A 20,043-nucleotide genomic window follows, 5' to 3' on the forward strand; every position below is an offset into this window, starting at 1 on the left:
AGCAGGAATACCACGGCCTTCGGGTCGCCACCCTCTTGACGAGCAAGGACACCCCCCGACTGATGGCAGTGACCCAGCAGGAGATCGAGAACCGGTTGTGGGACGCCGCCGACGAGCTGCGCGTGGCGATGCCCGAAGCGCAGTACTCCTCGGTCGTCTTCCCGCTGATGTTCTGGAAGTACCTGTCGGACACCTGGGAGCACCACCACCAGGAGTTCCTGGCCGACAACGAGGGCCTGGACGACCTCTCCGCCGAGGAAGCTCGCGAGATCGAGTACCGCGACTACCAGTCGTTCGAGATCCCGTTCATCCACCCTGGCACCGTCCAGGAGCGTCGCGCCTCCTGGACGTCCATCCTCGCCACCATCACCCAGCCCGGTCTCGGCCAGAGGGTCCGGGCATCCCTGCAGGCCATCGAGACGGCTAACCCTGACAAGTTCTCCCGCCTGTTCGGGGCCATGACCTGGACCTCCGAAGAGGTGCTGTCGGGGGAGGTGTTGGCGGCGGTGATGCAGGCGATGGACCGCACCCCGAAGATGCATGAGGGCAACATGTCCCACGACGTGCTCGGTGGGGCGTACGAGTACCTGCTGAAGCGGTTCTCCGATGGGTCCGGCACCCGCGCCGGCCAGTTCTTCACTCCGCGCGAGGTCGTCGAGCTGATCATCGAGATCCTGGACCCCAAGGGCTTCGAGTCGGTGTACGACCCGACGTGTGGGTCGGGCGGCATGCTCATCGCCTCCGCGAACCTCCTGAAGGCCCACGGCGGGCGGGGCTACACGCTCAGCCTGTATGGGCAGGAGGCCGTAGCGGACACTGCGGGTGTGGCACGCATGAACCTCTTCATGCACAATCTCACCCAGTTCCAGGTCGAGGTCGGCGACACCCTGAAGGACCCGCGCTTCAAGAAGCCGGACGGGTCCGTCGCGCAGTTCGATGTGATCGTCGCTAACCCGCCCTACAGCCTGAAGTGGAAGCCCTGGACCAATGACCCGCGCGCCCTCGGCGGGGTCGCCCCGCAGTCGTCGGCGGACTGGGCGTTCGTGCAGCACATGATCGCCAGCATGGGCCCGATGAAGGGGCGCGCCGGCGTCGTCTTGCCGCACGGTGTCCTCTTCCGCGGCGGCCAGGAAGCAGCCATCCGTCAGCGTGTCCTGGACGACGACCTGCTCGAAGCGGTCATTGGCCTGCCTGCCAACCTCTTCTACAACACCAGCATCCCCACGGCGATCCTGGTGTTCCGTGCACACGGCACCAAGGCCCCGGAGCGGCGGGGCGGCGTGTTGTTCATCGACGCCTCCAAGCGGTTTACCAAGGCCAAGAATCGCAACATCCTCACTGACGCCGACATCGCCGACGTCGTGACCGCCTACCACTCGAAACTCGACGCCGACGGCAACCCGGTGGACCCCGACGGAGAAGGAGGACTCGCGGCGCGATTCGTCCCCACCATGGAGATCGTGGCGAACGAGTACGACCTCAACATCGGCCGTTACATCAAGCAGGTCGCCGCCGAGCAGGAAGACCTCGGCACCCTCATCGACACCTACAACATCGCCCGAGCAGAGCGCCAGAAGACCGAGCAGCGCATGCTCGCCATCCTCGCCGCAGCCGGGATCGAGGGCTTCGATGAGTAGTGCCTGGCCGCATGTCGCGCTGACCGAACTAGTCACCCAGCGTCGGGATGCCGTGAAGATCGAGAGCTGTGTCGAGTATCGGCTTCTTGGCGTGCGCTGGTACGGCGAGGGGGCATTCCATCGAGAAACTGTCACGCGCGAGACGTCCAAGGCCACGACCGTCTACAGGGTTGCGCCCGGGCAGTTCATCTACAACCGGCTCTTCGCAGGCAAGGGGTCGTTCGGGCTGGTACTTCCTGAGTTCGCTGGCGCCTTCGTCTCCAACGAGTTCCCGCTGTTCGACACGGATACCGAACGGCTCTCGGCCGAGTACCTGAACTTCTACTTCCAGCAGAGGCCGGTCTGGGCCTACGTGGAGGCCGTCTCGACTGGCACGACTGCAAGCCGGAACAGGTGGAAGGAAAGCCAGTTCCTCGCACACCACATCCCACTCCCGCCGCTGCCGGTGCAGGAGCGGATCGTCGAGGTGATCTGCGCGGTCGACGACCAGATCACCGCACTCGACGCCGAAGCGGGGGCGCTGACAGCGGTTCTGCGTCGCCGACGAGCCGACCTCATCACCGACGACTCGGTTGAAGTCGTGAGGGCCGAGCACGCCTTCGACTTCTCCACCGGGGTGCGCCGGACACCCGACAGGGCGACCGGCCCGTACATGACGCCCTACCTCCGTTCCGCGAACGTCGGCTACGGGACGCTCGACCTGTCCGATGTGCTTGAGATGAACTACGACCCGGCGGAGCGTGAGAAGTTTGGCCTCCGCTACGGTGACGTCGTGGTGTCCGAGGGCAGCGCAAGCGCGAATGCGGTCGGGATGCCCGCCATGTGGCGAGACGAGCTGCCAGCGCCCGTCTGCACCCAGATGACCCTGCTCCGTCTCCGGGCGCTGGAAGGGGTCTGCATCCCTGAGTTCGTCTTCCACTGGAGCATGTGGGCCTACGAGTCCAGGGCCTTCCTCGACGTTGCGGGTGGCACCAACATCAAGCACATCAGCGCCAAGCGGGCGAAGGGCATGGCCGTGCGCCTACCGTCGCTCGACCGCCAACGCGAGATGGCGGTGGAACTTGACGCGATGGGGTCTGCGTTGGAGGCGACCCGTGCGGAGGCCGCCCGTCTCCGTGAAGTCCGGGCGGGCCTGCTGTCGGGGTTGTTGGATCGCACCATCGACATCGAGTCTGCCGAGTTGGAGGTCTGAGCCGTGGCGAAGGGCATTCGAGAGCGTGAGTTCCAGAACCTGATGATCCAGTGGTCCCTCCCAATGGGCTGGGGCTTCACAGCGGGCAGGTCGCTGCCGCGTGAGACGACACAAACGGTAGTCGCCGGTCAGCTGCGGGACGCCATCGTCCGGCTCAACCCTGGGGTGATCGACGGGTTCGACGTGGACGCGGTGGTCGAGGAGATCGTCGCCACGGTCAACGCCGTCGAAGGCGGGCTGGTGCGGGCCAACGAGCAAGTGTTACGCCTGCTGCGCGGACGTAAGGAGTTCCGGGACGCCGACGGCGTGTGGCATGCCCTGAAGGTCATCGACTTCGAGCACCCGACCGCCAACACGCTGGTCGTGTCGGACGAGGTGACCATCGCTGTCCCCGGCAAGACCTCCCGCCGGTTCGACCTCGTGTACTGGGTCAACGGGCTGCCTCTGGTCGTGGTCGAGGTGAAGTCCCCAACTGCGAATTCCGGGTGGGCCGATGCTGCCCGCGAGATCAACGACGTGTACGCCACCGAGTACCCGTGGTTCTTCACCCCCAACGTCTTCGCCGTCGCCTCCGACGGGCTGAAGCTGCGGTTCGGTGCCGCCGGCGCGCCCACGAACCTGTGGCAGCCGTTCCGGTCCACCGCCGACGACGAGAACCTGTCCGGCCAGGCCGACGTGCAGCGCTCCGTCGAGCTGCTGATGAACCCGGCCACGATCCTGGACATGCTCGCGAACTTCGCCCTCTTCGACACCTCCGGAGGTGGGGCGGACAAGAAGTACCTGCCCCGCTACCCGCAGATGGAGGCTGCGCACCTGATCCACGAGCGGATCCTGGAGGGCGGGTCGAAGGGCCTGATCTGGCATCACCAGGGGTCCGGGAAGACGCTGCTGATGGTGTTCGCAGCCTCGCTGCTGCTGACCGACACCCGCACCGAGTCGCCCACGATCATCCTGCTCTCGGACCGGACCCAGCTCGTCCGGCAGACCTCCGGGGTGTTCACCTCCGCGATGGGGAACGCCTACTTCCACCAGCCCGCCACCAGCCAGGAGTTGCGTTCTCTGCTGGCCGACGATGTGCGCGGCGTCATCTCCACGACCGTCCACAAGTTCGCCGACGCCGGCAAGAACCTGTCGACCCGCGGCAACATCATCGTGCTGGTTGACGAGGCACACCGCACCCAGTCCGCCAGGGAGAAGTCCCTGGCCGGGCAGATGCGCGCAGCGCTGCCGCACGCGAAGTTCTTCGGCATGACCGGCACCCCCGTCAGGAACCTCGCCACCGATACCTTCGCCCTCTTCGGCGATGAGACCGACCCGGGCAGGGTGCTGCACCGGTACTCGGTGTCCCGATCCCTGCGGGACGAGGCGACCGTCCCGGTCATGCTGGACCCACACCCGGTCACCTTCGAGATAAACGACCAGGCGCTGCAGGCCGAGTTCGACCAGTTCGCCGACGACTTCGACCTCGACGACCCCGACCGCGAGGCCCTCTCCCGCAAGTTCGGGCGCCTCACCTCGGTGTTTGCCAACCCCGACCGTATCCACACGGTCTGCCAGGACATCGTGGACCACTACTTGGCCGGCGCCTACCGCAACGGCCTCAAGGCCCAGGTCGTCGCCTTCAACCGTGAGCTGGCCGTGGCCTACACGGACAAGATCAACGAGCTGCTGGTCGGCTTCGAGGCGTCACAGGTGCTTGCCGAGGTCGGGAAGCATGACCGGATCACCGCCGAGGTGAACATCTCCGTCTCGGACGCCAAGAACGAAGACCCCGCCATGCGGCCGTTCCAGCTCTCGGAGACCGAGGAGGAAGAGCAGAAGCGGCGGTTCCTCGCCCCGGACGACCCGCTGTGCTTCCTGGTGGTGACCGCGAAGCTGATGACTGGGTTCGACGCCCCTAACGAGGGCGTCCTCTACCTGGACAAGCCGCTGAAGGCCCACAGCTTGTTCCAGACGATTACCCGCCCGAACCGCACCTGGGTGTCCCCGAGCGGGTTCGTGAAGACCTCCGGTGTGGTCGTGGACTACATCGGCCTGGCCGAAGAGGTCCAGCGGGCCGTCGTCGACCCCACCTCGGCGGGGGCCGGCAAGGGTGGCGGGTTCGTCATTGACGTGTCCGAGCTGGTCGACGAGTTCCGCAAGACCTTCGCCCGCATCGAAGACCTTCTCGTGGACGTGGACGGCCTGGATCTCACGGTTCACGGATACGAGTCCGTGCGAGCCATCAACGTCTTCCTGGACGCCAACCCTGGCGCCGCCGAGGTGTTCACCAACGACTACCGGTTCCTGGCCCGCCTGTACCCGCTCATCAGCACCGACAAGCGGGTCGCCAAGTACCGAGACGGCTTCGGGCTGTTCGGGTCCGTGTACACGACCCTGTTCAAGAAGTCCTCCGATGAGGAGAGGAAGGAACGGCTGGGCGAGCTGGGGCCGATGGTCTTGGAGATCATCAATGCCCACGTTCACTCCTTCGCCGTGGTCGCTTCCCAGGAGGAACCACTCGTCCTGGACACCCAGGGCATCGCCATCCTCAAGGAGTTGCTGGCCCTCCTCCGCCCCAAGCCCGACAAGGGCGACGGCGAAGACAAGAAGCCGCCGTCCGCGGCGGAGATCCTGGACCACATCAAGGCCGCCCTCGACAAGGGCGTCGAACCGGGGTCCGCGAAGTACACCGCCCTCGCGGAGCGGATAAGGCTGCTGCGAGACCGGATCATCCAGAATGCCCAGGACGCCCTGGAGTTCCTGTCCGAAGCACTCAGAGTTGCCCGCGCCGTCGTGGACGCGGCGAAGCACCCCGACGAAGCCGTCGTTGTGCTGGACGACGACCATGTGGGTGTCCTGTCGCGGATCATCCACGACCACGCACCGTCCGGAATCACAGTGACGGAGAGGAACCTGGCCGAGGAGATCGACCAGGTGGTCACCCGCACCCTCGCCCAGTCATGGGACAACGCCGACGCTCGCAACCGAGGCGCCCGCCGCGCCACCGCCGCGGTCTTCCGCCGGTACATGTTGAAGCCGGTGGGGGAGCCCTATGACTCCACCGTCGCCTACATCGAAGCCCATTACCTCGTTGACTGACGAATGCACGGAGGCCCGGCAACCTGTGGCGGTTGCCGGGCCTCGTCGCGCTGCTCGGACCCTGGTGTCCATGCTTCCGGCAAGACTCGCCCCTGCGTGAGCGATGCGTGAGCGGACAGAACGGCACGCGCCAGTCCAAGCAGGACCGTGGATCACGTGACCGTGCTCTGACCTGCGGGTTCATCGCTAAGTGATCGATGCTGGCACCAGCCAACATGATCACCGCAGGGCTCGTAATGCGTAGGTCGCGGGTTCGAATCCCGCAGGCGGCTCCACGGAAGGCCCAGGTCAGACATCGTCTGACCTGGGCCTTCGTGGTTTTCAAGATCGGCATGCGGGTGAGAAGCGACCCTTGAGGAGCAGCATGATCGCCGCCGGTGGACAACCGGTGGACAGACGTGCAGCGAGCGTGCAGACCGGTGGACCAGCAGGACATAGCGGGAGGCGCGCTGGTCCTGCGGTCCACGCCCACGATCCGGCACGCCTCGGTGTGTTGCTCACGCCCTGCTGCACGAGCCGCGAGTATGCCTCCCGCTCCCGCACCAGCTTCACCCGGCCCTGCGGCCGTCGGTCCACCCGAATCCCGAAGTCCATCGCACTCCCCGAACAGGAGCGTTGCGACAACCACTAGAGACCGCCGCCTGGACCAAGGACGGGCTGTGGCGGCGCCTGCACCGGGCGGTGCTGGACGAACTCGGCGCCCGCGGCGGCGCGGACCGGAGTGCGGTGATCATCGACGCCGCCGCGGTCCGCGCCGAAGTAGGGGCTCGCTGACCGGTCCCAACCCGGTCGACCGGGGCAAGGCCGGCAGCGAAATCCACGTGGCCTGCGACGCCCGGGGCCTGCCCCCTGGCGGTCGCCGCCTCCGGGGCGAACGTGCACGACAGCCAGGCCCTCCAGTCGCTGGTCCTCGCGCTGCCGGCCATTCGCTAGCGCCGCGGCCCGCGTCGGCGCCGCCCGGACAAAGTCCTCGCCGACAAAGCCTATTACTCCGCCGAACACCTGACCTGGCTTCGCGAACGCGGCATCGTGCCACGCGTCGCGCGGCCGGGCGTGGAGTCCAAGGAGCGCCTGGGCAGGCACCGTTGGAAGGTCGAGCGCTCGATCGCCTGGCTGTTCGGCTACCGCCGTCTGACCGTCCGCTACGAACAGCAGGGCGGACACTTCCTGGCCTTCCTCGCACTCGCGGCCGCGCTGACCTGCTACAAGAAGCTCGCCAAAATCACCACGTGAGACTCCTCCCAAGACCGTCCACGCCGTCACGAGCCTGACCGCCGAACAGGCCACCGCGGTCCACCTCGCGAAGCTGATCCGCGGCCACTGGCACATCGAAGCCCTGCACCACGTCAGGGACACCACCTTCGCCGAGGACGCCTCCCAGCTGCGGACCGGCAACGCACCGCGCGCGATGGCGTCCTGGCGCAATCTGGCCATCGGCACCCTGAAACTCGCCGGCGTCACCAACATCGCCGCCGCCCTCCGCAGCAACGCCCGCGACGCCACCCGGCCCCTCGTCCTCCTCGGCCTCGCGTGATCACAAAACGGACGTCGCGCGACTACGCCGAAGCCCTGAGTACCGGAGGGGGAACGTTTCGGGAACCACCACTGAGACCCTCGCCACGTCATGGTGACGACGCGCTAAGGAAGTCCATGTTCAGTTTGCAGCGTGCCCACGCTAACGGGGACCGGTACCTTCTGCTGCTCGGTGCCGATCTGATGTTGCGTGAGCGAGCCATCGTCTCCGCCCTGCGTGCCTATCCCGGCCCGGTGATTGGTATGACGGAGGATCCCGTTTCCGGTGCGAACCGGTATTTCGACCACATCCTCCCGGCCAATTGCTACCAAGCCAAGCCCGCGCTGAAGGCAGTGGAGGAATTCGAGCGGCAGACCGGCCTGAAACCGGACGCGGTGGTCCCCATCTACGAGATGACCCTGCAAACCTCGGTGGCGATTGCCCACCACTACGGGTTGCCGGCGCTCTCCGACGAAGCGCTCCGGCTCTCGCGGGACAAGCACACGATGAAGGTGGCGTTCGAAGAAGCCGGTGTTCCCTGCGCCCGGCACCGGTTGTTCTCCACCGCTGAGGAGCTGCGAGCAATAGCCGCGGAGCTGGAGTTCCCCCTGGTGCTGAAGCCGAGGGACTTCGCCGGGAGCGTCGGGATCATCAGGGTCAACGCGGCTGACGAACTCGACGACGCCTATGAGCACTGCCGTTCCTCGCTCATGGAGGTCGCCGGGACCTTCGATCTCACTGACGGACGCTTCCAGGTGGAGGAGTTCTTCGTCTCGACGCACGAGGTCTCTGTCGAGGTCATCAACTACGAGGGCAGCCGCGCGGTGCTGGCCGTCACCGACAAGAACAAGAGCGCACTCCCCTACTTTGCCGAGACCGGCCAGCTGGTGCCGAGCCGGGAGACCGGCAACGCTGCACTGCGCGAGCTCGCGCTCAAGGCATGCGAGGCGCTCCACATCGACCGCGGCATCGCCCACGTCGAGATCCTGGTCAACGGGGACGAGTTGAGCGTGGTCGAGGTCGGGGCCCGTCCTGGCGGCGACGGCATCATGGACCTTATCGATCGGGTCTACGGCTTCAGCCCGTACGACCTGCACATCGCGGCGTACCGCCGGACGATCGAAGAGCTGCCGCCGATCCCCGGCACGCCACAAGGGATCGCGGCGATCAGCTTCCTCAAGGCCGCCGGCGGCACGATCACCGGTGTACACCGGCCGCATGGGTTCGATCCGGTCGAGCGCGCGCTCTATGTGACGGCGAAGCCCGGTGACCACTCCCGCCCGCCGACCGACTACCTGGGGCGCGAGGGCCTCATCGAGTGCTTCGAGCACGGGCGCGGTCCTGGTGACTCCCAAGAATTCCAGGCGCGGGTGGCGGAGCTGGCGGCGGCACACAGCGAGAACCTCTTCAGCGTTGAACCGTGATAGCGGAAAGCAGAGCTGAACGGCTCATCGAGATCGCGCGCGACGCGCTCCACTTCGCATTCGTCGCCCCTCTCGACCAGGGCACCAAGCAGTCAAAGCAGGCTCCTGAACGGGGCGAAAGGAATTCGTCGTGAGTGCGTCCGTTGTCACCAGTCTCCCGGGGCCCGCTTCGCGGCGGTTGCTGGAGCAGCAGGAGCGGGATGAGTCCTCGGCCCGTACCTATCCGCGACACACGCCGATCGCGGTCGCCGGCGGACAGGGTTCCTATTTGCACGACGTCGACGGAAACCGGTTTCTCGACTTTCTGTCCGGGGCCGGCGTGCTTGCGCTCGGCCACAGCAATCCCGAACTGATCGCCGCCGCACAGGCTCAGCTGAATGTCGCTTCCCACATGCTCGACTTCCCCACCGAAGCGAAGTCGGAGTTCTCCACCCGGCTCCTCGGGATGCTGCCCGAGGCGATGCGGGACCGAATGAAGATTCACTTCTGCGGGCCGACCGGTGCGGACGGAATCGATGCTGCGCTGAAGCTCTGCAAGACCGCGACCGGCCGGGCGGATGTGATCTCGTTCCACGGCGGCTTTCACGGCAGCACGCAGAGCACGCTTGCGATCACCGGGCTGCGTGGCTCAAAGGAGCACCTGCACAATCTGCTGCCCGGTACGACGTTCTTCCCGTACTCGTACTGCTTCAAGTGCCCGCTGGCTCTGAACCCGGACAGCTGCCAGGTCAACTGCGTGCGCTACCTGGAGAATCTGCTGGCTGATCCGAACGGCGGTGTACGCCTCCCGGCCGCTGTGGTGCTCGAGATGGTTCAGGGCGAAGGCGGGGTGGTCCCGGCCCGGCCCGAGTTCGTCACTGAGCTTCGCCGGATCACGCGCGAGCGGAACATCCCGCTGGTGGTCGACGAAGTGCAGACCGGCTGCGGGCGGACAGGTACGTGGTACGCCTTCGAGCAGTACGGGATCGAACCCGACGTCATCGTCTCGTCCAAGGCCCTGGGCGGCGGCCACCCGGCCTCGGTCATCATCTACGACGAGCGGCTGGACGGCTGGGCGCCCGGCGCGCACACCGGAACCTTCCGCGGCAACCAGCTCGCCTTCGCTGCGGGTGCCGCCTTCATGCGGATCGTCGAGCGCGATGAGGTGCTGGCGCATGTGCTCGAGATCGGGGAGTTCCTCCGTGCGGGACTGGACGCGCTGCAGCTGAACCACGCCATCGGCCCCATGATCGGCGAGGTCCGGGGGCGCGGGCTGATGCTCGGCGTCGAGCTGAACCCGGTCGGCAGCTGGACTGCGAGCGAAGTCGCCGGCCGGGTCCGGATGGCTGCGCTCCGCCGGGGGCTGCTCTTCGAGCTCGCAGGACGGGACGACTGTGTCGCCCGGTTCCTGCCGCCCCTGAACCTCAGCCGCGGTGAAGCCCAGGAGGCCCTGGACATCCTGGGCGCGGCCTTCGCCGAAGTGAGCGCCGAAGCGCTCGGTGCCCACGTCGGCCGCCAAGACGGTAGTCACGAGTAGGAAGGGATCCGCGATGACGGCAACATCCTCAGTACGTTCGGAAGAGATCAGAGCTTCCTATCAGCGCTTCCCCCGGTGGACGCAACACGGCTGGACGTGGATCACCGGTAAAGCGCTCCCCGGCCAGCAGCCACTGGTTCGCCTGAACCCTGTCACCTACCTGCTCTGCGACCTCGTCGCACTCGCGGCCGGTATCGGCAGTGCCTGGTGGATCGTCGCACGGGGTCCGCTCTGGACGCTCATACTGCTGCCCTTGTCCTGGTGCATCACTGCGTCCGCGGCGAGAGTGTGCTCGACGGTGATCGCGCACCACGCCATCCACACCCGTTTCACCGGTCGGATACGGCAGGACCGACTGATCCACCAAGTGCTGTCCACGCTCGTATGCACCGACGACGCGGATCAGTACTACGAGGACCACGTCAATCTCCACCATCGCAAGGAAACCTTCGCGACCCTCGCCGATCCCACCATCCAGCATCTGCTCATGCTCGGTTTCCGGCCCGGGATGTCCACCCGGGCGTTGAGGCGCCGGCTGGCCCTGATGATCGTGTCCCCGCGGTTTCATGCCGAGTTCCTGTACACCCGGCTGGCCCAGAACCTCGTCCGCTGTGCGCCGTACCGACGAGTCATGGGGTTCGCCTACCTGGCCAGCGTTCTCGGCGTGGTGACCTGGCAAGGGGTGTGGTGGGAGTTCACCGTCGCCGTGCTCGTCCCGATGGTCCCGATCTACCACGTCGTCGCGCTGTTGGAGTTCCTCAGCGAGCACGCCTGGTTCAAGGCCAAGGACGGCAGCCTGAGCGGCCGGGCCTTCCACGTGTCGCACTCCTGGGGACGGTTCTGCGGTGATCCGCTGCCGCCGTCGGGCCTTGGCCGGTACGCCGCGTTCCGCGCCTGGTTCCGATGGGGCGCCCGCCTCGTCTGCTACCACATCCCGGCTCGAGTCCTCGTCGTACCCGGCGATCTCGCTCAGCATGACTTCCACCACCGGCGGCCCTCGACCAAGGAGTGGGTCCGCGCGGCATACGCCCGTCAGCACGACATCGACGCCGGACACCCCAAGTGGCCCGCGTACACCGACGTCTGGGGGATGGGCGATGCCATCGGCCGGGTGTTCACGATTCTGAGCCAGGAGAAGCCCACCGAATGGGGGCTCGGCGGCGAGAAGAGGCGCACGTCCGAGGGCACGCAGGCAGCGAACTCGTCGTCGAGGATGGTGAACGATGCCGCGTGACCCCCAGCGCCTGCGTGTCGTCAAGTTCGGTGGATCATCCTTCGTGGAGCTGGCGGACTACGCCCGGGTCGCTGCTCATCTGATCGAGATGACCAGCGATGGCGACACCGGGGTGATCGCCGTAGTGAGCGGGATGTCCGGCTCCACCGGACGTCTGCTCGAGGCGGCGTTGGCGGTCGATCCGGACCTGAAGCCGGAGGTGCAGGACCAGGCGCTGGCCACCGCCGAAATGCTGAGCGCCACTCTGCTCCGGGCCGCCCTGCACGCACAGGGGAGTACGGCAATCGATCTCTGGGCGCACCAGCTGGGCATTGTCGGTGATGACACCGCCACCCGATCGAAGATCGTCACGATCGACCCCGCGCCCGTGCTCAAAGCGCTGACCGAGCATCAGGTCGTCGTGCTGGCCGGTGGCCAGGCGGTACGGCCCGATGGCCGCATCACCATGCTCGGCCGCAACAGCTCGGACCTCACCGCGGTCGCCATCGCCGGGGCACTCGGCGTCACCGAGTGTGAGATCTACTCCGATGTCCCCGGTGTGTACACCACCGACCCCTACACCGAACCCGCGGCTCGGCTGATGCCGGAGCTGTCCTATGCGCAGTGCGAAGCGATGTCGGACAGCGGGGCCAAGGTCCTGTTCGGCGGGTCGGTGGCGGCGGCCAGGCGGTACGGCGTTGCCATCGCGTGCCGGTCCCTGGGCGACGACCGAGGAACCGTCGTGGGTCCGGGGGCGGGCACGACCGCGGTGGTCGGTGACCGGAAGGCCCAGGTCTTCCGGCTCGCAACCGGTGTCGATCCCGACCGGGTTGCCACGCTGATGCGGCAGACGGGACTCGTCGCCGTGGCAGTGCCCTCCGCCGAGCCCGTCCTGGCGTTCACAGGTGACCAGCGTGGTGTGGCCGAAGCCCTGGCCGGCGCCGGGGTCATGGCCGAGGCCGTGCACGGAACCGGGTTGATGTCGGTCGTCGAACCGGACGGCACCGCCCGGCGGTGGTTGGTCCCACTGGACGAGGTGGACGCCCATGTCCGGCGCGAACACGCCCGGCTGTATCAGCAGCCCGGTTCCACAGATCCGGCGCGCCTCGCACCGAAGGCCCGCTCGGCCAACAGCGGGCTGCTCATCGGTTCCGCCGGACACCGACCCGTAAACCTTCCGGAGTGAGGAGAACAACAGTGGAACCGCTGCGCTTGCATTGGGACGTACCGACGGACGGGGGCGGTCAGGCCAAGCCCACGGAGAAGTACAAGCTGGGCGCCCTGGACATGGGCGAAATCACCGACTTCGTCAAAGAGGCCGAGGAACTCGGCGTTGACAGCCTCCTGTTCGGGATCGGGCACTACCTGCCGGATCCCGTGCCGATCATCGCGGCCCTCACCCAGCAGACGGAGCGGGTCAAGTTCATGCTCGCGTACCGCCCGGGGCTCCTTTCGCCGACGCTCTTCACGCAGATCGTCAACACCCTTTCCTGGATGTCCGACGACCGCCTCTCCCTCAACGTGGTCGCCGGGATCTCGGTGGCCGAGCAGGCCGGCTACGGTGATTTCCTGGACCACGACCAGCGGTACGCCAGGGCGGGTGAGTTCCTCCACATCCTCCGGGAATTCTGGGAGGGCGAGGTCCCGCAGACCTTTGACGGGCACCACTACTCGATCAAGGACGCGGAACTGCACCTCGGCTACAAGGGCGGCAAGCGTCCGGAGATCTACATCAGCGGTGCCTCGGAGGTGGCGCAGCAGACCGCCCTCAGCTACGGCGATTGCTGGATGCGTTACGCCGACACCCCGGAAGGGATGCGGCAGGCAAGCCTGCCGTTGATCGAGGGGGGCTGCCGGGTCGGCACCCGGATGCATGTGCTCGCCCGGGAGACCCGCGAGGAGGCGCTGGCCGAACTCGCCGAGCTGATGGGTGATCCAGACGTCGAACACGAGGCGTGGATCCGCGAATTCGTCAAGAACGTCGACTCCGAAGCGGTGAAGTCCTCCTTCCGGCTCGCCGATCAGGCGTCCGGAAATTGGCTCTCGCCCTACATCTACACCGGCGCCGTCCCCTATCGCGGAGGCCCGGCGCTGTGCTTGGTCGGTAGCTACCAAGAGGTGGCCGACTACCTCTTCCAGTACAAGCTCGCCGGTATCAGCGAGTTCATCTTCTCCGGCTGGCCGACCCGGCCGGAGATGAGGACCTTCTTCACCCACGTGGTGCCCCTCATCCGTGAGCTGGAGCGTGACGCGCAGCCGCAGTCATGACTGCTCGCTCAAGCCCGCTGAACTCAACTCACTGAAAGAGGGATCCCCATGCACATCGTGGTTCTCAACCGCTGGCCCAGGTTCTCCGACGAACGGCGCTGGGACAACGAACTTGAGCGATTCGAGGATCTCGACCATGACCGGCACCAGATCAGCTACGTGGTCGACGCAGAAGGGGCTACCGGAGTCCTTGCCGATCGTTCGCAGATCGCGGAGTTCGTCATTCTCGAAGATCTGACGGATCTCGCCGCGGTGTGTGCCGCCGTACGGGGAATAGCCGACCGCGTCGGACCCGTCGATCAGCTGGTGGCGTTGTCGGAGTATCTGCTGGACGTGGCTGCCCAGGTCCGCGAGGAACTGGAGATACCCGGTCCGCGCCCGGCGGAGGTCAGTACCTATCGAAACAAGCTGACCATGAAGCAGCTCCTCGCCGACGCGGGTGTACGGGTGCCTCGGTTCGCCCCTTGCGCGGATGTGGAGACGACCACACGGATCGCTCGGGACATCGGCTATCCCCTGATCCTCAAACCAGTCGCCGGGGCGGCCAGCAAGGGCGTACACCGCGTGGCGGACGAAGCGTCGCTCCGGTCGTGGCTGGCGAGCGTCGACAGTACCGACTACCAGATCGAAGAATTGATCGACGGGACCGTCTACCACGTGGACGGATTCGCCGACCACGAGGCGCGGGTACCCTTCCAGGTGGTGTCCCGCTACATCAACGACTGCCTTGCTTTCGAGACGTCGGGAGAACCACTCGGTTCCGTGGTCGTGCAGGAATCGGCACTGAGGGAAAGAGTCGAAGAGTTCGCCCGGGTCTGTGTCGCCGCGCTCGACATGAGGTCGATGGCGATTCACCTGGAACTCTTCGTGACCCAGGACGAGGAGATCGTCTTCCTGGAGATCGCCGGGCGTGTCGGCGGTGCCGAGGTGCCGCATCTCATCAACCGGCTCTTCGGCGTCAACTTGAGCTGGGTCTGGCTGCAGGCGATCTGCGGGGAGCCCGTTTCCCTCCCGGCCAAGACGTCGGACCCGTCCGGTGGCTGGCTGATCATTCCCAAGCCTGACCGGCTTCCTGCCAAGGTGCTCCATCGGACCTCGATGCGGTCCTCGGTCCCGACGGTCTGGCGCGAACTGGTGCCCAGCCCGGGGGAGGTGCTGGACCCGGACGGCAGTTATGACGCCATCCACAGCGGGCGGTACATCCTCGTCGGGGACGAAGCACAAGTCGAAGCGGACATTCAGCACATCATTGAAAACTTCCGTATTGAGACCAGTTCGCTTCCGGCGTGAAGGGGGGAGAGAGATGTCGTCGCCAGTAAAGACCGTCACACCGATTCCGCCAGTGGCGAAGCGCGCCAACCGGCAACGGCCCCTCTTCCTGACCGGGGTCCTGCTGGTCGCCGTGGCAGAACAGGTCGTGGCCTTCGCCGTTCCCCTGCTCGTCTTCCAGAAGACGAACGATGTTTCCTTCCTGGGCCTCGCCTATGCCATCGAATGGCTTCCGGCGTTGCTGGCATATCCGTTCGCGGGGTTGATAGCCGACCGGGACGGGGGTCCCCGGCTGTTCTCCGTCGTCACCGCCGGCCGGTCGGTCGTTCTCATCCTCGCCCTGGCCGGCTGCCTGCTGCTGTCGGACTGGCAAACTCCGATCCTGATGTCCTGCGGAGCGCTCCTCACCCTGCTCATGGCGCCGGTTCAGATGGCGATCGAGAAGGTCGTGCCACAAGTGGCCACGGGCGAAGACCTGCCGAAAACGCAGGGGCTGGTCCAGAGCATGGAGGTTTCGGCGATGGCCGTCGGCCCCGCGCTCGCGCTGCTGGGCGTGATGTTCTTCGACAAGACCATGCTCCTCGGCGTCGCCGCAGCGGTGTTCATGGCCGCTGCCTGCTGCTGGCTGCCGATACCCCGCGGACCGAGGGCCGCAAAGCCCGGCACCGCGAGGGAAACCATGACCGAGCTCGGCCTGGGCTGGAAACTCCTGGCCAGGAGCAAGCCGTTGGTCCTGCTGGCCGGTCTGAACTTCTCGATCAACCTGGTCTTCGGCACGGCGCTCAGCGCCAATGCGGCGTTGGTGACCGACGTATTCGACGGCCCGGAATCGGCATTTGCTCTCCTGAATGTCTGTATCGGCGTGGTCGGGTTGGTCAACCTGCTGGCCATCCCGTTCCTGCTGCGCCTCCTCAGCGTCAGGGTGATCGGGGTGGTCGGACTCGCCGTCCTGTGTGCCTGTCTGGTGGTGCTCGGCTTCGCGCCGTCGCTGCTGATCTACGGTCCGGCTCTTGTCGTGGCGATGGTCGGGGTGACCTACTTCAATGTCTACAACCGCACCCAGCGGATCAGGGTGATCGCGCCGGAGCACCTGGGCAAGGTCATGGGGCCGTTCTACATGATCAATCTCCTGGCGGCACCGCTCGGTGGACTGCTGCTGGCCGGCCTCGGCACCAGTCTCGGGCCGCAATCGCTTATCGCGGTGTCCGCGATCGCGCTGAGTGGAGTTGCCGCTGTCCTGTTCCCGCTGACGATGCGTTCCTTCCAACGCGCATTGAACAGTTAGGCAACGTCCAGCCGCTGGCTGCAGCCATCAATCGGGATCTCCGCAGTCGCGCTTGACGGGGTCGGCTCATTCTATTCGTTGCTGACGGTATGTTCGCTCAGTTTCGCACTTTCCACATAGGAGGAAGCCCGTACCATGAGCATTGGGGAAGGCGGAGTATTTCGCTGCCTGCTGACCACTGTCGAATCCGACTCCCATTTCTGGAACCTCATCTATCTGGAGAAGTTCATTGCTGAGAATGGCGGAGAGGTTCGCAATCTAGGCGGCTGCACGCCCGCGGATCTGGTCGTCAAGGAGGTCAGCGACTTTCAGCCGGATCTGCTTGTGGTTTCCAGCATCAACGGTCATGGCTACTACGGCACCAGCGTCGTGCTGACGGAGCTCAGGCGAGCCGGCATCAGCGTTCCTTGTGTCGCGGGCGGCAAACTCACCACTGCACCGTCAGACAATGATCGGGTGCGCCGGGAATTGCTCTCCCAGGGCTGCACAGACGTCTTCCTGGGTGAGAATGCCATCGATCACTTCCGGGAATTCCTGGCTTTCGGCGTCCGTCACGGGTTCGCTGCCTGGCAGCCCAGCATTCCGGTGGTCGCACCGTGGGACGGGTGCGTCGCCAGCCTGTCCGTGGCCCGATAGCATGTCCGGCTACATGGATCGGTTCATTGCCGACGCTCGCCGACGCGAAACCCTGGTGGTGCAGCCCCGGATGGGGTTCGGCAATATCGCTACGATGCGCGCGGGCCTGCGCGACGTACATGACCTCGATTTCCCGGTCGTCGGAACCATCACCGTCGACAGTTATACCCGCGTCGGCGACCATGTGAGCTCAATCGAGCGGCTGAGGGCGGGGGAGGAGCTCAACGGGTACCCCATCGTCTCCCACCCGATGGAAAAAACCCGAGAAATGCTCGCCGGATTGTACGGGCCCGGGTTTCCCATTCAAGTCCGGCACGGAACTGCCCTGCCGTTGCGGGTGATCGAGAGCTTGGTGCTGGCCGGCCTGGACACGACGGAAGGCGGGCCGGTCTCCTACTGCATGCCGTACAGCCGTCTCCCGCTCGAGTATGCGGTATCGGCGTGGGCCGAGAGTTGCCGCTACCTCGTCGGCGAGGTGGAGCACGGGCATATTGAGAGCTTCGGAGGTTGCCTGCTGGGGCAGTTGTGCCCGCCGTCGCTGCTGATCGCGATGACGGTGCTCGAAGGACTGTTCTTCGCACAGCACGGGGTGCGGTCCATGTCGCTGAGCTACGCCCAGGGGACGCACGACGATCAGGACAGAGCGGCTGTGCGCGTGCTGCGGGCATTGGCGCAGGAATATCTTCCTTCGGTCACGTGGCATGTCGTCCTCTACACCTACATGGGGCTGTTTCCGAGTACTCCTGATGGTGCCACGGAGCTGATTCGCAGCAGCGCGCGTCTAGCCCGTGACACGAGCTGTGAACGCCTCATCGTGAAAACGGTGTCCGAGGCGTGGCAAATACCGAGCGTGGCAGAGAACCTGGACGCGCTGCGAGTGGCATCCGCTGCCGCCGGCGGGCCGCGGGTAGCTGCCGTCCCGCAGGAAAAGGAATACTTCGATGAAATAATGGAAGAAGCCCGATGCTTGATTGAAGAAGTCCTCAATCTGGACGCCGATGTTGGCGCGGCGCTAACTCGTGCCTTCGCGTTGGGATTGCTCGACATTCCCTTTTGCCTGCACGCCGACAACCAGAACAGGACAACGTGCGTGCTGGACGATCAGGGTGCTCTCAAGTGGGGCGACATTGGGAATCTACCATTCCGGGGATCGGTGCGGCAGAATGCGATGGGGCAGCTCGAATCGAGCGAGCTCTACCGCATGTTGAATCATGTCGCCCATCGCTATGACCACGGTCAGCCAAACAGAGAGAAGGGCGATGATGGAAAGTCCTGACCGCTTCAGGGAACTCTTCGGTTCCTTCCCCTCCCCGGTCGCAATCGTGACTGCGATGGGCGCGGACAGCACCCCGTTCGGTTTCACCAGCAATGCGGTGTGCGCGGTGTCGGCAGCGACGCCATCGCTACTGATTTCGGTGGGTGCGGGCTCGCGGACGCTGCCGGCGATCGTCGCCTCGCAGGCGTTCGCGGTGAACTTCCTCTCGGTGGAAGGCCAGGCGGCATCGGAGCTGTTCGCGAGCAAGGCAGCCGACAAGTTCGCACACGTGGATTGGGAGCCCTCCGCCCTCGCGGCAGGGGCACCGCTCCTGACGGATATCGCCCTGGGCCACGCCGAGTGCCGGATCGTCAGCACCACTCGTGCTGACGACCATTGGCTCTTCATCGCCCGGGTGGAAGGCACCGCTGTCTTCCCCCGCGTCCCGCTGTTGTATCGCCGCGGCGAATACAGCGCCTGGTCATCTCACCATGACGCGTCGCTGCCCGTGTTGGAGGGAGCCCTGTGAAGAAGCTCATGCTTATCGGGGTCGGCCAGATGGGTCGGCCGTACGTCGCCGCTGCAGGTCGACTCGGGGTGAGCGTCCATGCTGTCGAGGCGGCCTCCCGTGCCGATCAGGTGACGGGTACGGCGAGTGTGGCGCAGGCCCGGGGCGAGCTCGACGAGCACTGGATGGAGGGTGCCTGCCTCGCCCTTCAAGACGGCCCGTTCGACGGCGTCATCGCCTTCAACGAGCCCCAGGTCATCGCCGCGGCCATGATCCAGGATCGGTTCGGTCTCCCCGGGCCGTCCTTGCACGCCGCGACGGCTTCTCGGAACAAGGCGCTGCAGAGAGCGCTGTTCACCGCGGCCGGGATCACTCAGCCGGCGTACACCGTGACCGACTCCCTCGCCGAGGAGATGGCCTGGGCCGCCGAGCGCTGGCCGGTGATCGTCAAGCCGCTGTCCTCCGCCGGCAGCGACGGTGTGGAACTGGTGACCGATGCCGAGAGCTTCCGTGCCGTGGCGCAGGCCCGCGCCGGTGAGCGGGTCATCGTGGAGGAGGCGATCGACGGCCCGGAGTACAGCTGGGAGGCACTGGTCCGCGACGGCGAGGTGTGGTTTGCCAACGTCACCGCCAAGGAAACCACCGGGCCGCCCCAGTTCGTCGAGGTGGGTCATCGCACCGGCGTACACCTGCCGGAATCGAGTGCCAGGCAGGTAGCCGATACCGGTGCCCGGGTGCTGCGCGCGTTGGGGATGCGGACCGGCTTGGTGCACATGGAGTTTCGCCTCTCCGCCGCTGGGCCGGTTCCCATCGAGGTTGCGGTCCGGACTCCAGGCGACTATCTGATGGATCTCCTCGGTGCCACGTACGGCATTGACTGGTACGAGATGGTGGTCCGGATGGCGGTGGGGATGCCGCTGCCCCAACCGCCAGTTGGCCCGTTCCGGCATGCCGCCAGCATCTTCACAATCTCGGAACCGGGTGTAGTGCAGGACATCCGCGGTCTGGACGCAGTGCGAAGTCACCCGTCGGTGCTCCAGGCGGGCGTGGAGGTCGAGCCCGGGGACACGGTCCTGGCGGTGCGTAGTTCGGGTCATCGGACGGGCGAGGTCGTGCTGGCCGCTCCGTCTTCCCCCGAGCTCGAGAGCGCCATCACGTTCGTCCAGCAGACACTGGTCGTTACCACCATTTCGCCGCATTCCACGCAGACCGACACCGCTGTAAACGACGTGGAACCCTGAACAGC

General features: G+C 65.9%; 16 protein-coding genes and 1 pseudogene. All 17 read left to right on the top strand.

What is annotated here, in order from left to right:
- Positions 1-62: 62 nt before the first annotated feature.
- The 17 genes and pseudogenes from AB0C76_RS17015 (at position 63) to AB0C76_RS17095 (ending at position 20,038) form a co-directional block, all read left to right on the top strand.
- Positions 63-1,637, top strand: coding sequence for an N-6 DNA methylase (locus AB0C76_RS17015; RefSeq protein WP_359965266.1), 1,575 nt, complete (start codon positions 63-65; stop codon positions 1,635-1,637).
- A 52-nt stretch (positions 1,638-1,689) separates the two neighbouring features.
- Entirely contained in the window at positions 1,690-2,829 is a 1,140-nt protein-coding gene (locus AB0C76_RS17020; RefSeq protein WP_359965268.1) for a hypothetical protein, read from the top strand.
- Between the two features lie 3 nt (positions 2,830-2,832).
- A complete protein-coding gene (locus AB0C76_RS17025) occupies positions 2,833-5,910 on the top strand; it encodes an HsdR family type I site-specific deoxyribonuclease (RefSeq protein WP_359965270.1) in 3,078 nt (1,025 codons plus the stop codon).
- 615 nt (positions 5,911-6,525) lie between these two features.
- Positions 6,526-6,684, top strand: coding sequence for a hypothetical protein (locus AB0C76_RS17030; protein ID WP_359965272.1), 159 nt, complete (start codon positions 6,526-6,528; stop codon positions 6,682-6,684).
- 186 nt (positions 6,685-6,870) lie between these two features.
- A pseudogene (locus AB0C76_RS17035) lies at positions 6,871-7,143 on the top strand (transposase); the annotation flags it as partial.
- A 175-nt stretch (positions 7,144-7,318) separates the two neighbouring features.
- On the top strand, positions 7,319-7,444 hold the full coding sequence (locus AB0C76_RS17040) for a hypothetical protein (protein WP_359965274.1): 126 nt from the start codon (positions 7,319-7,321) through the stop codon (positions 7,442-7,444).
- Positions 7,445-7,560: 116 nt separating this feature from the next.
- The gene (locus tag AB0C76_RS17045; protein ID WP_359965276.1) at positions 7,561-8,847 is read left to right on the top strand and encodes an ATP-grasp domain-containing protein; all 1,287 of its coding nucleotides are present in this window, start codon (positions 7,561-7,563) and stop codon (positions 8,845-8,847) included.
- Positions 8,848-8,977: 130 nt separating this feature from the next.
- Positions 8,978-10,363 carry a diaminobutyrate--2-oxoglutarate transaminase family protein gene (locus tag AB0C76_RS17050; RefSeq protein ID WP_359965278.1) on the top strand — a complete coding sequence of 462 codons (1,386 nt, stop codon included), beginning with the start codon at positions 8,978-8,980 and terminating at the stop codon, positions 10,361-10,363.
- 13 nt (positions 10,364-10,376) lie between these two features.
- On the top strand, positions 10,377-11,597 hold the full coding sequence (locus AB0C76_RS17055; RefSeq protein WP_359965279.1) for a hypothetical protein: 1,221 nt from the start codon (positions 10,377-10,379) through the stop codon (positions 11,595-11,597).
- A complete protein-coding gene (locus AB0C76_RS17060; RefSeq protein ID WP_359965281.1) occupies positions 11,587-12,762 on the top strand; it encodes a hypothetical protein in 1,176 nt (391 codons plus the stop codon). The genes AB0C76_RS17055 and AB0C76_RS17060 overlap by 11 nt, the downstream gene beginning before the upstream one ends.
- 11 nt (positions 12,763-12,773) lie before the next feature.
- On the top strand, positions 12,774-13,844 hold the full coding sequence (locus AB0C76_RS17065) for an LLM class flavin-dependent oxidoreductase (RefSeq protein WP_359965283.1): 1,071 nt from the start codon (positions 12,774-12,776) through the stop codon (positions 13,842-13,844).
- 48 nt (positions 13,845-13,892) lie between these two features.
- Positions 13,893-15,134, top strand: coding sequence for an ATP-grasp domain-containing protein (locus AB0C76_RS17070; RefSeq protein WP_359965285.1), 1,242 nt, complete (start codon positions 13,893-13,895; stop codon positions 15,132-15,134).
- 52 nt (positions 15,135-15,186) lie between these two features.
- On the top strand, positions 15,187-16,398 hold the full coding sequence (locus AB0C76_RS17075) for an MFS transporter (RefSeq protein ID WP_359965287.1): 1,212 nt from the start codon (positions 15,187-15,189) through the stop codon (positions 16,396-16,398).
- A gap of 135 nt (positions 16,399-16,533) precedes the next feature.
- Positions 16,534-17,034: a cobalamin-dependent protein gene (locus AB0C76_RS17080; RefSeq protein WP_359965289.1), complete on the top strand. Its 501-nt coding sequence runs from the start codon at positions 16,534-16,536 to the stop codon at positions 17,032-17,034.
- 1 nt (position 17,035) lies between these two features.
- Entirely contained in the window at positions 17,036-18,310 is a 1,275-nt protein-coding gene (locus tag AB0C76_RS17085; RefSeq protein WP_359965290.1) for a methylaspartate mutase, read from the top strand.
- A complete protein-coding gene (locus AB0C76_RS17090) occupies positions 18,261-18,818 on the top strand; it encodes a flavin reductase family protein (RefSeq protein ID WP_359965291.1) in 558 nt (185 codons plus the stop codon). Before AB0C76_RS17085 ends, AB0C76_RS17090 begins: the two co-directional genes overlap by 50 nt.
- Positions 18,815-20,038 carry an ATP-grasp domain-containing protein gene (locus AB0C76_RS17095; RefSeq protein ID WP_359965293.1) on the top strand — a complete coding sequence of 408 codons (1,224 nt, stop codon included), beginning with the start codon at positions 18,815-18,817 and terminating at the stop codon, positions 20,036-20,038. The genes AB0C76_RS17090 and AB0C76_RS17095 overlap by 4 nt, the downstream gene beginning before the upstream one ends.
- The last annotated feature ends 5 nt before the right edge of the window (positions 20,039-20,043 follow it).

The sequence above is a fragment of the Kitasatospora sp. NPDC048722 genome, from assembly GCF_040650235.1.
GTDB lineage: Bacteria > Actinomycetota > Actinomycetes > Streptomycetales > Streptomycetaceae > Kitasatospora.

Bases quoted from the DNA above. Each gene is read 5' to 3' on its own strand.
- AB0C76_RS17060 (WP_359965281.1), top strand. From the start codon at position 11,587: ATGCCGCGTGACCCCCAGCGCCTGCGTGTCGTCAAGTTCGGTGGATCA.
- AB0C76_RS17015 (WP_359965266.1), top strand. From the start codon at position 63: ATGGCAGTGACCCAGCAGGAGATCGAGAACCGGTTGTGGGACGCCGCC.
- AB0C76_RS17080 (WP_359965289.1), top strand. From the start codon at position 16,534: ATGAGCATTGGGGAAGGCGGAGTATTTCGCTGCCTGCTGACCACTGTC.
- AB0C76_RS17040 (WP_359965274.1), top strand. From the start codon at position 7,319: ATGGCGTCCTGGCGCAATCTGGCCATCGGCACCCTGAAACTCGCCGGC.
- AB0C76_RS17070 (WP_359965285.1), top strand. From the start codon at position 13,893: ATGCACATCGTGGTTCTCAACCGCTGGCCCAGGTTCTCCGACGAACGG.
- AB0C76_RS17090 (WP_359965291.1), top strand. From the start codon at position 18,261: ATGACCACGGTCAGCCAAACAGAGAGAAGGGCGATGATGGAAAGTCCT.
- AB0C76_RS17085 (WP_359965290.1), top strand. From the start codon at position 17,036: ATGTCCGGCTACATGGATCGGTTCATTGCCGACGCTCGCCGACGCGAA.
- AB0C76_RS17045 (WP_359965276.1), top strand. From the start codon at position 7,561: ATGTTCAGTTTGCAGCGTGCCCACGCTAACGGGGACCGGTACCTTCTG.
- AB0C76_RS17055 (WP_359965279.1), top strand. From the start codon at position 10,377: ATGACGGCAACATCCTCAGTACGTTCGGAAGAGATCAGAGCTTCCTAT.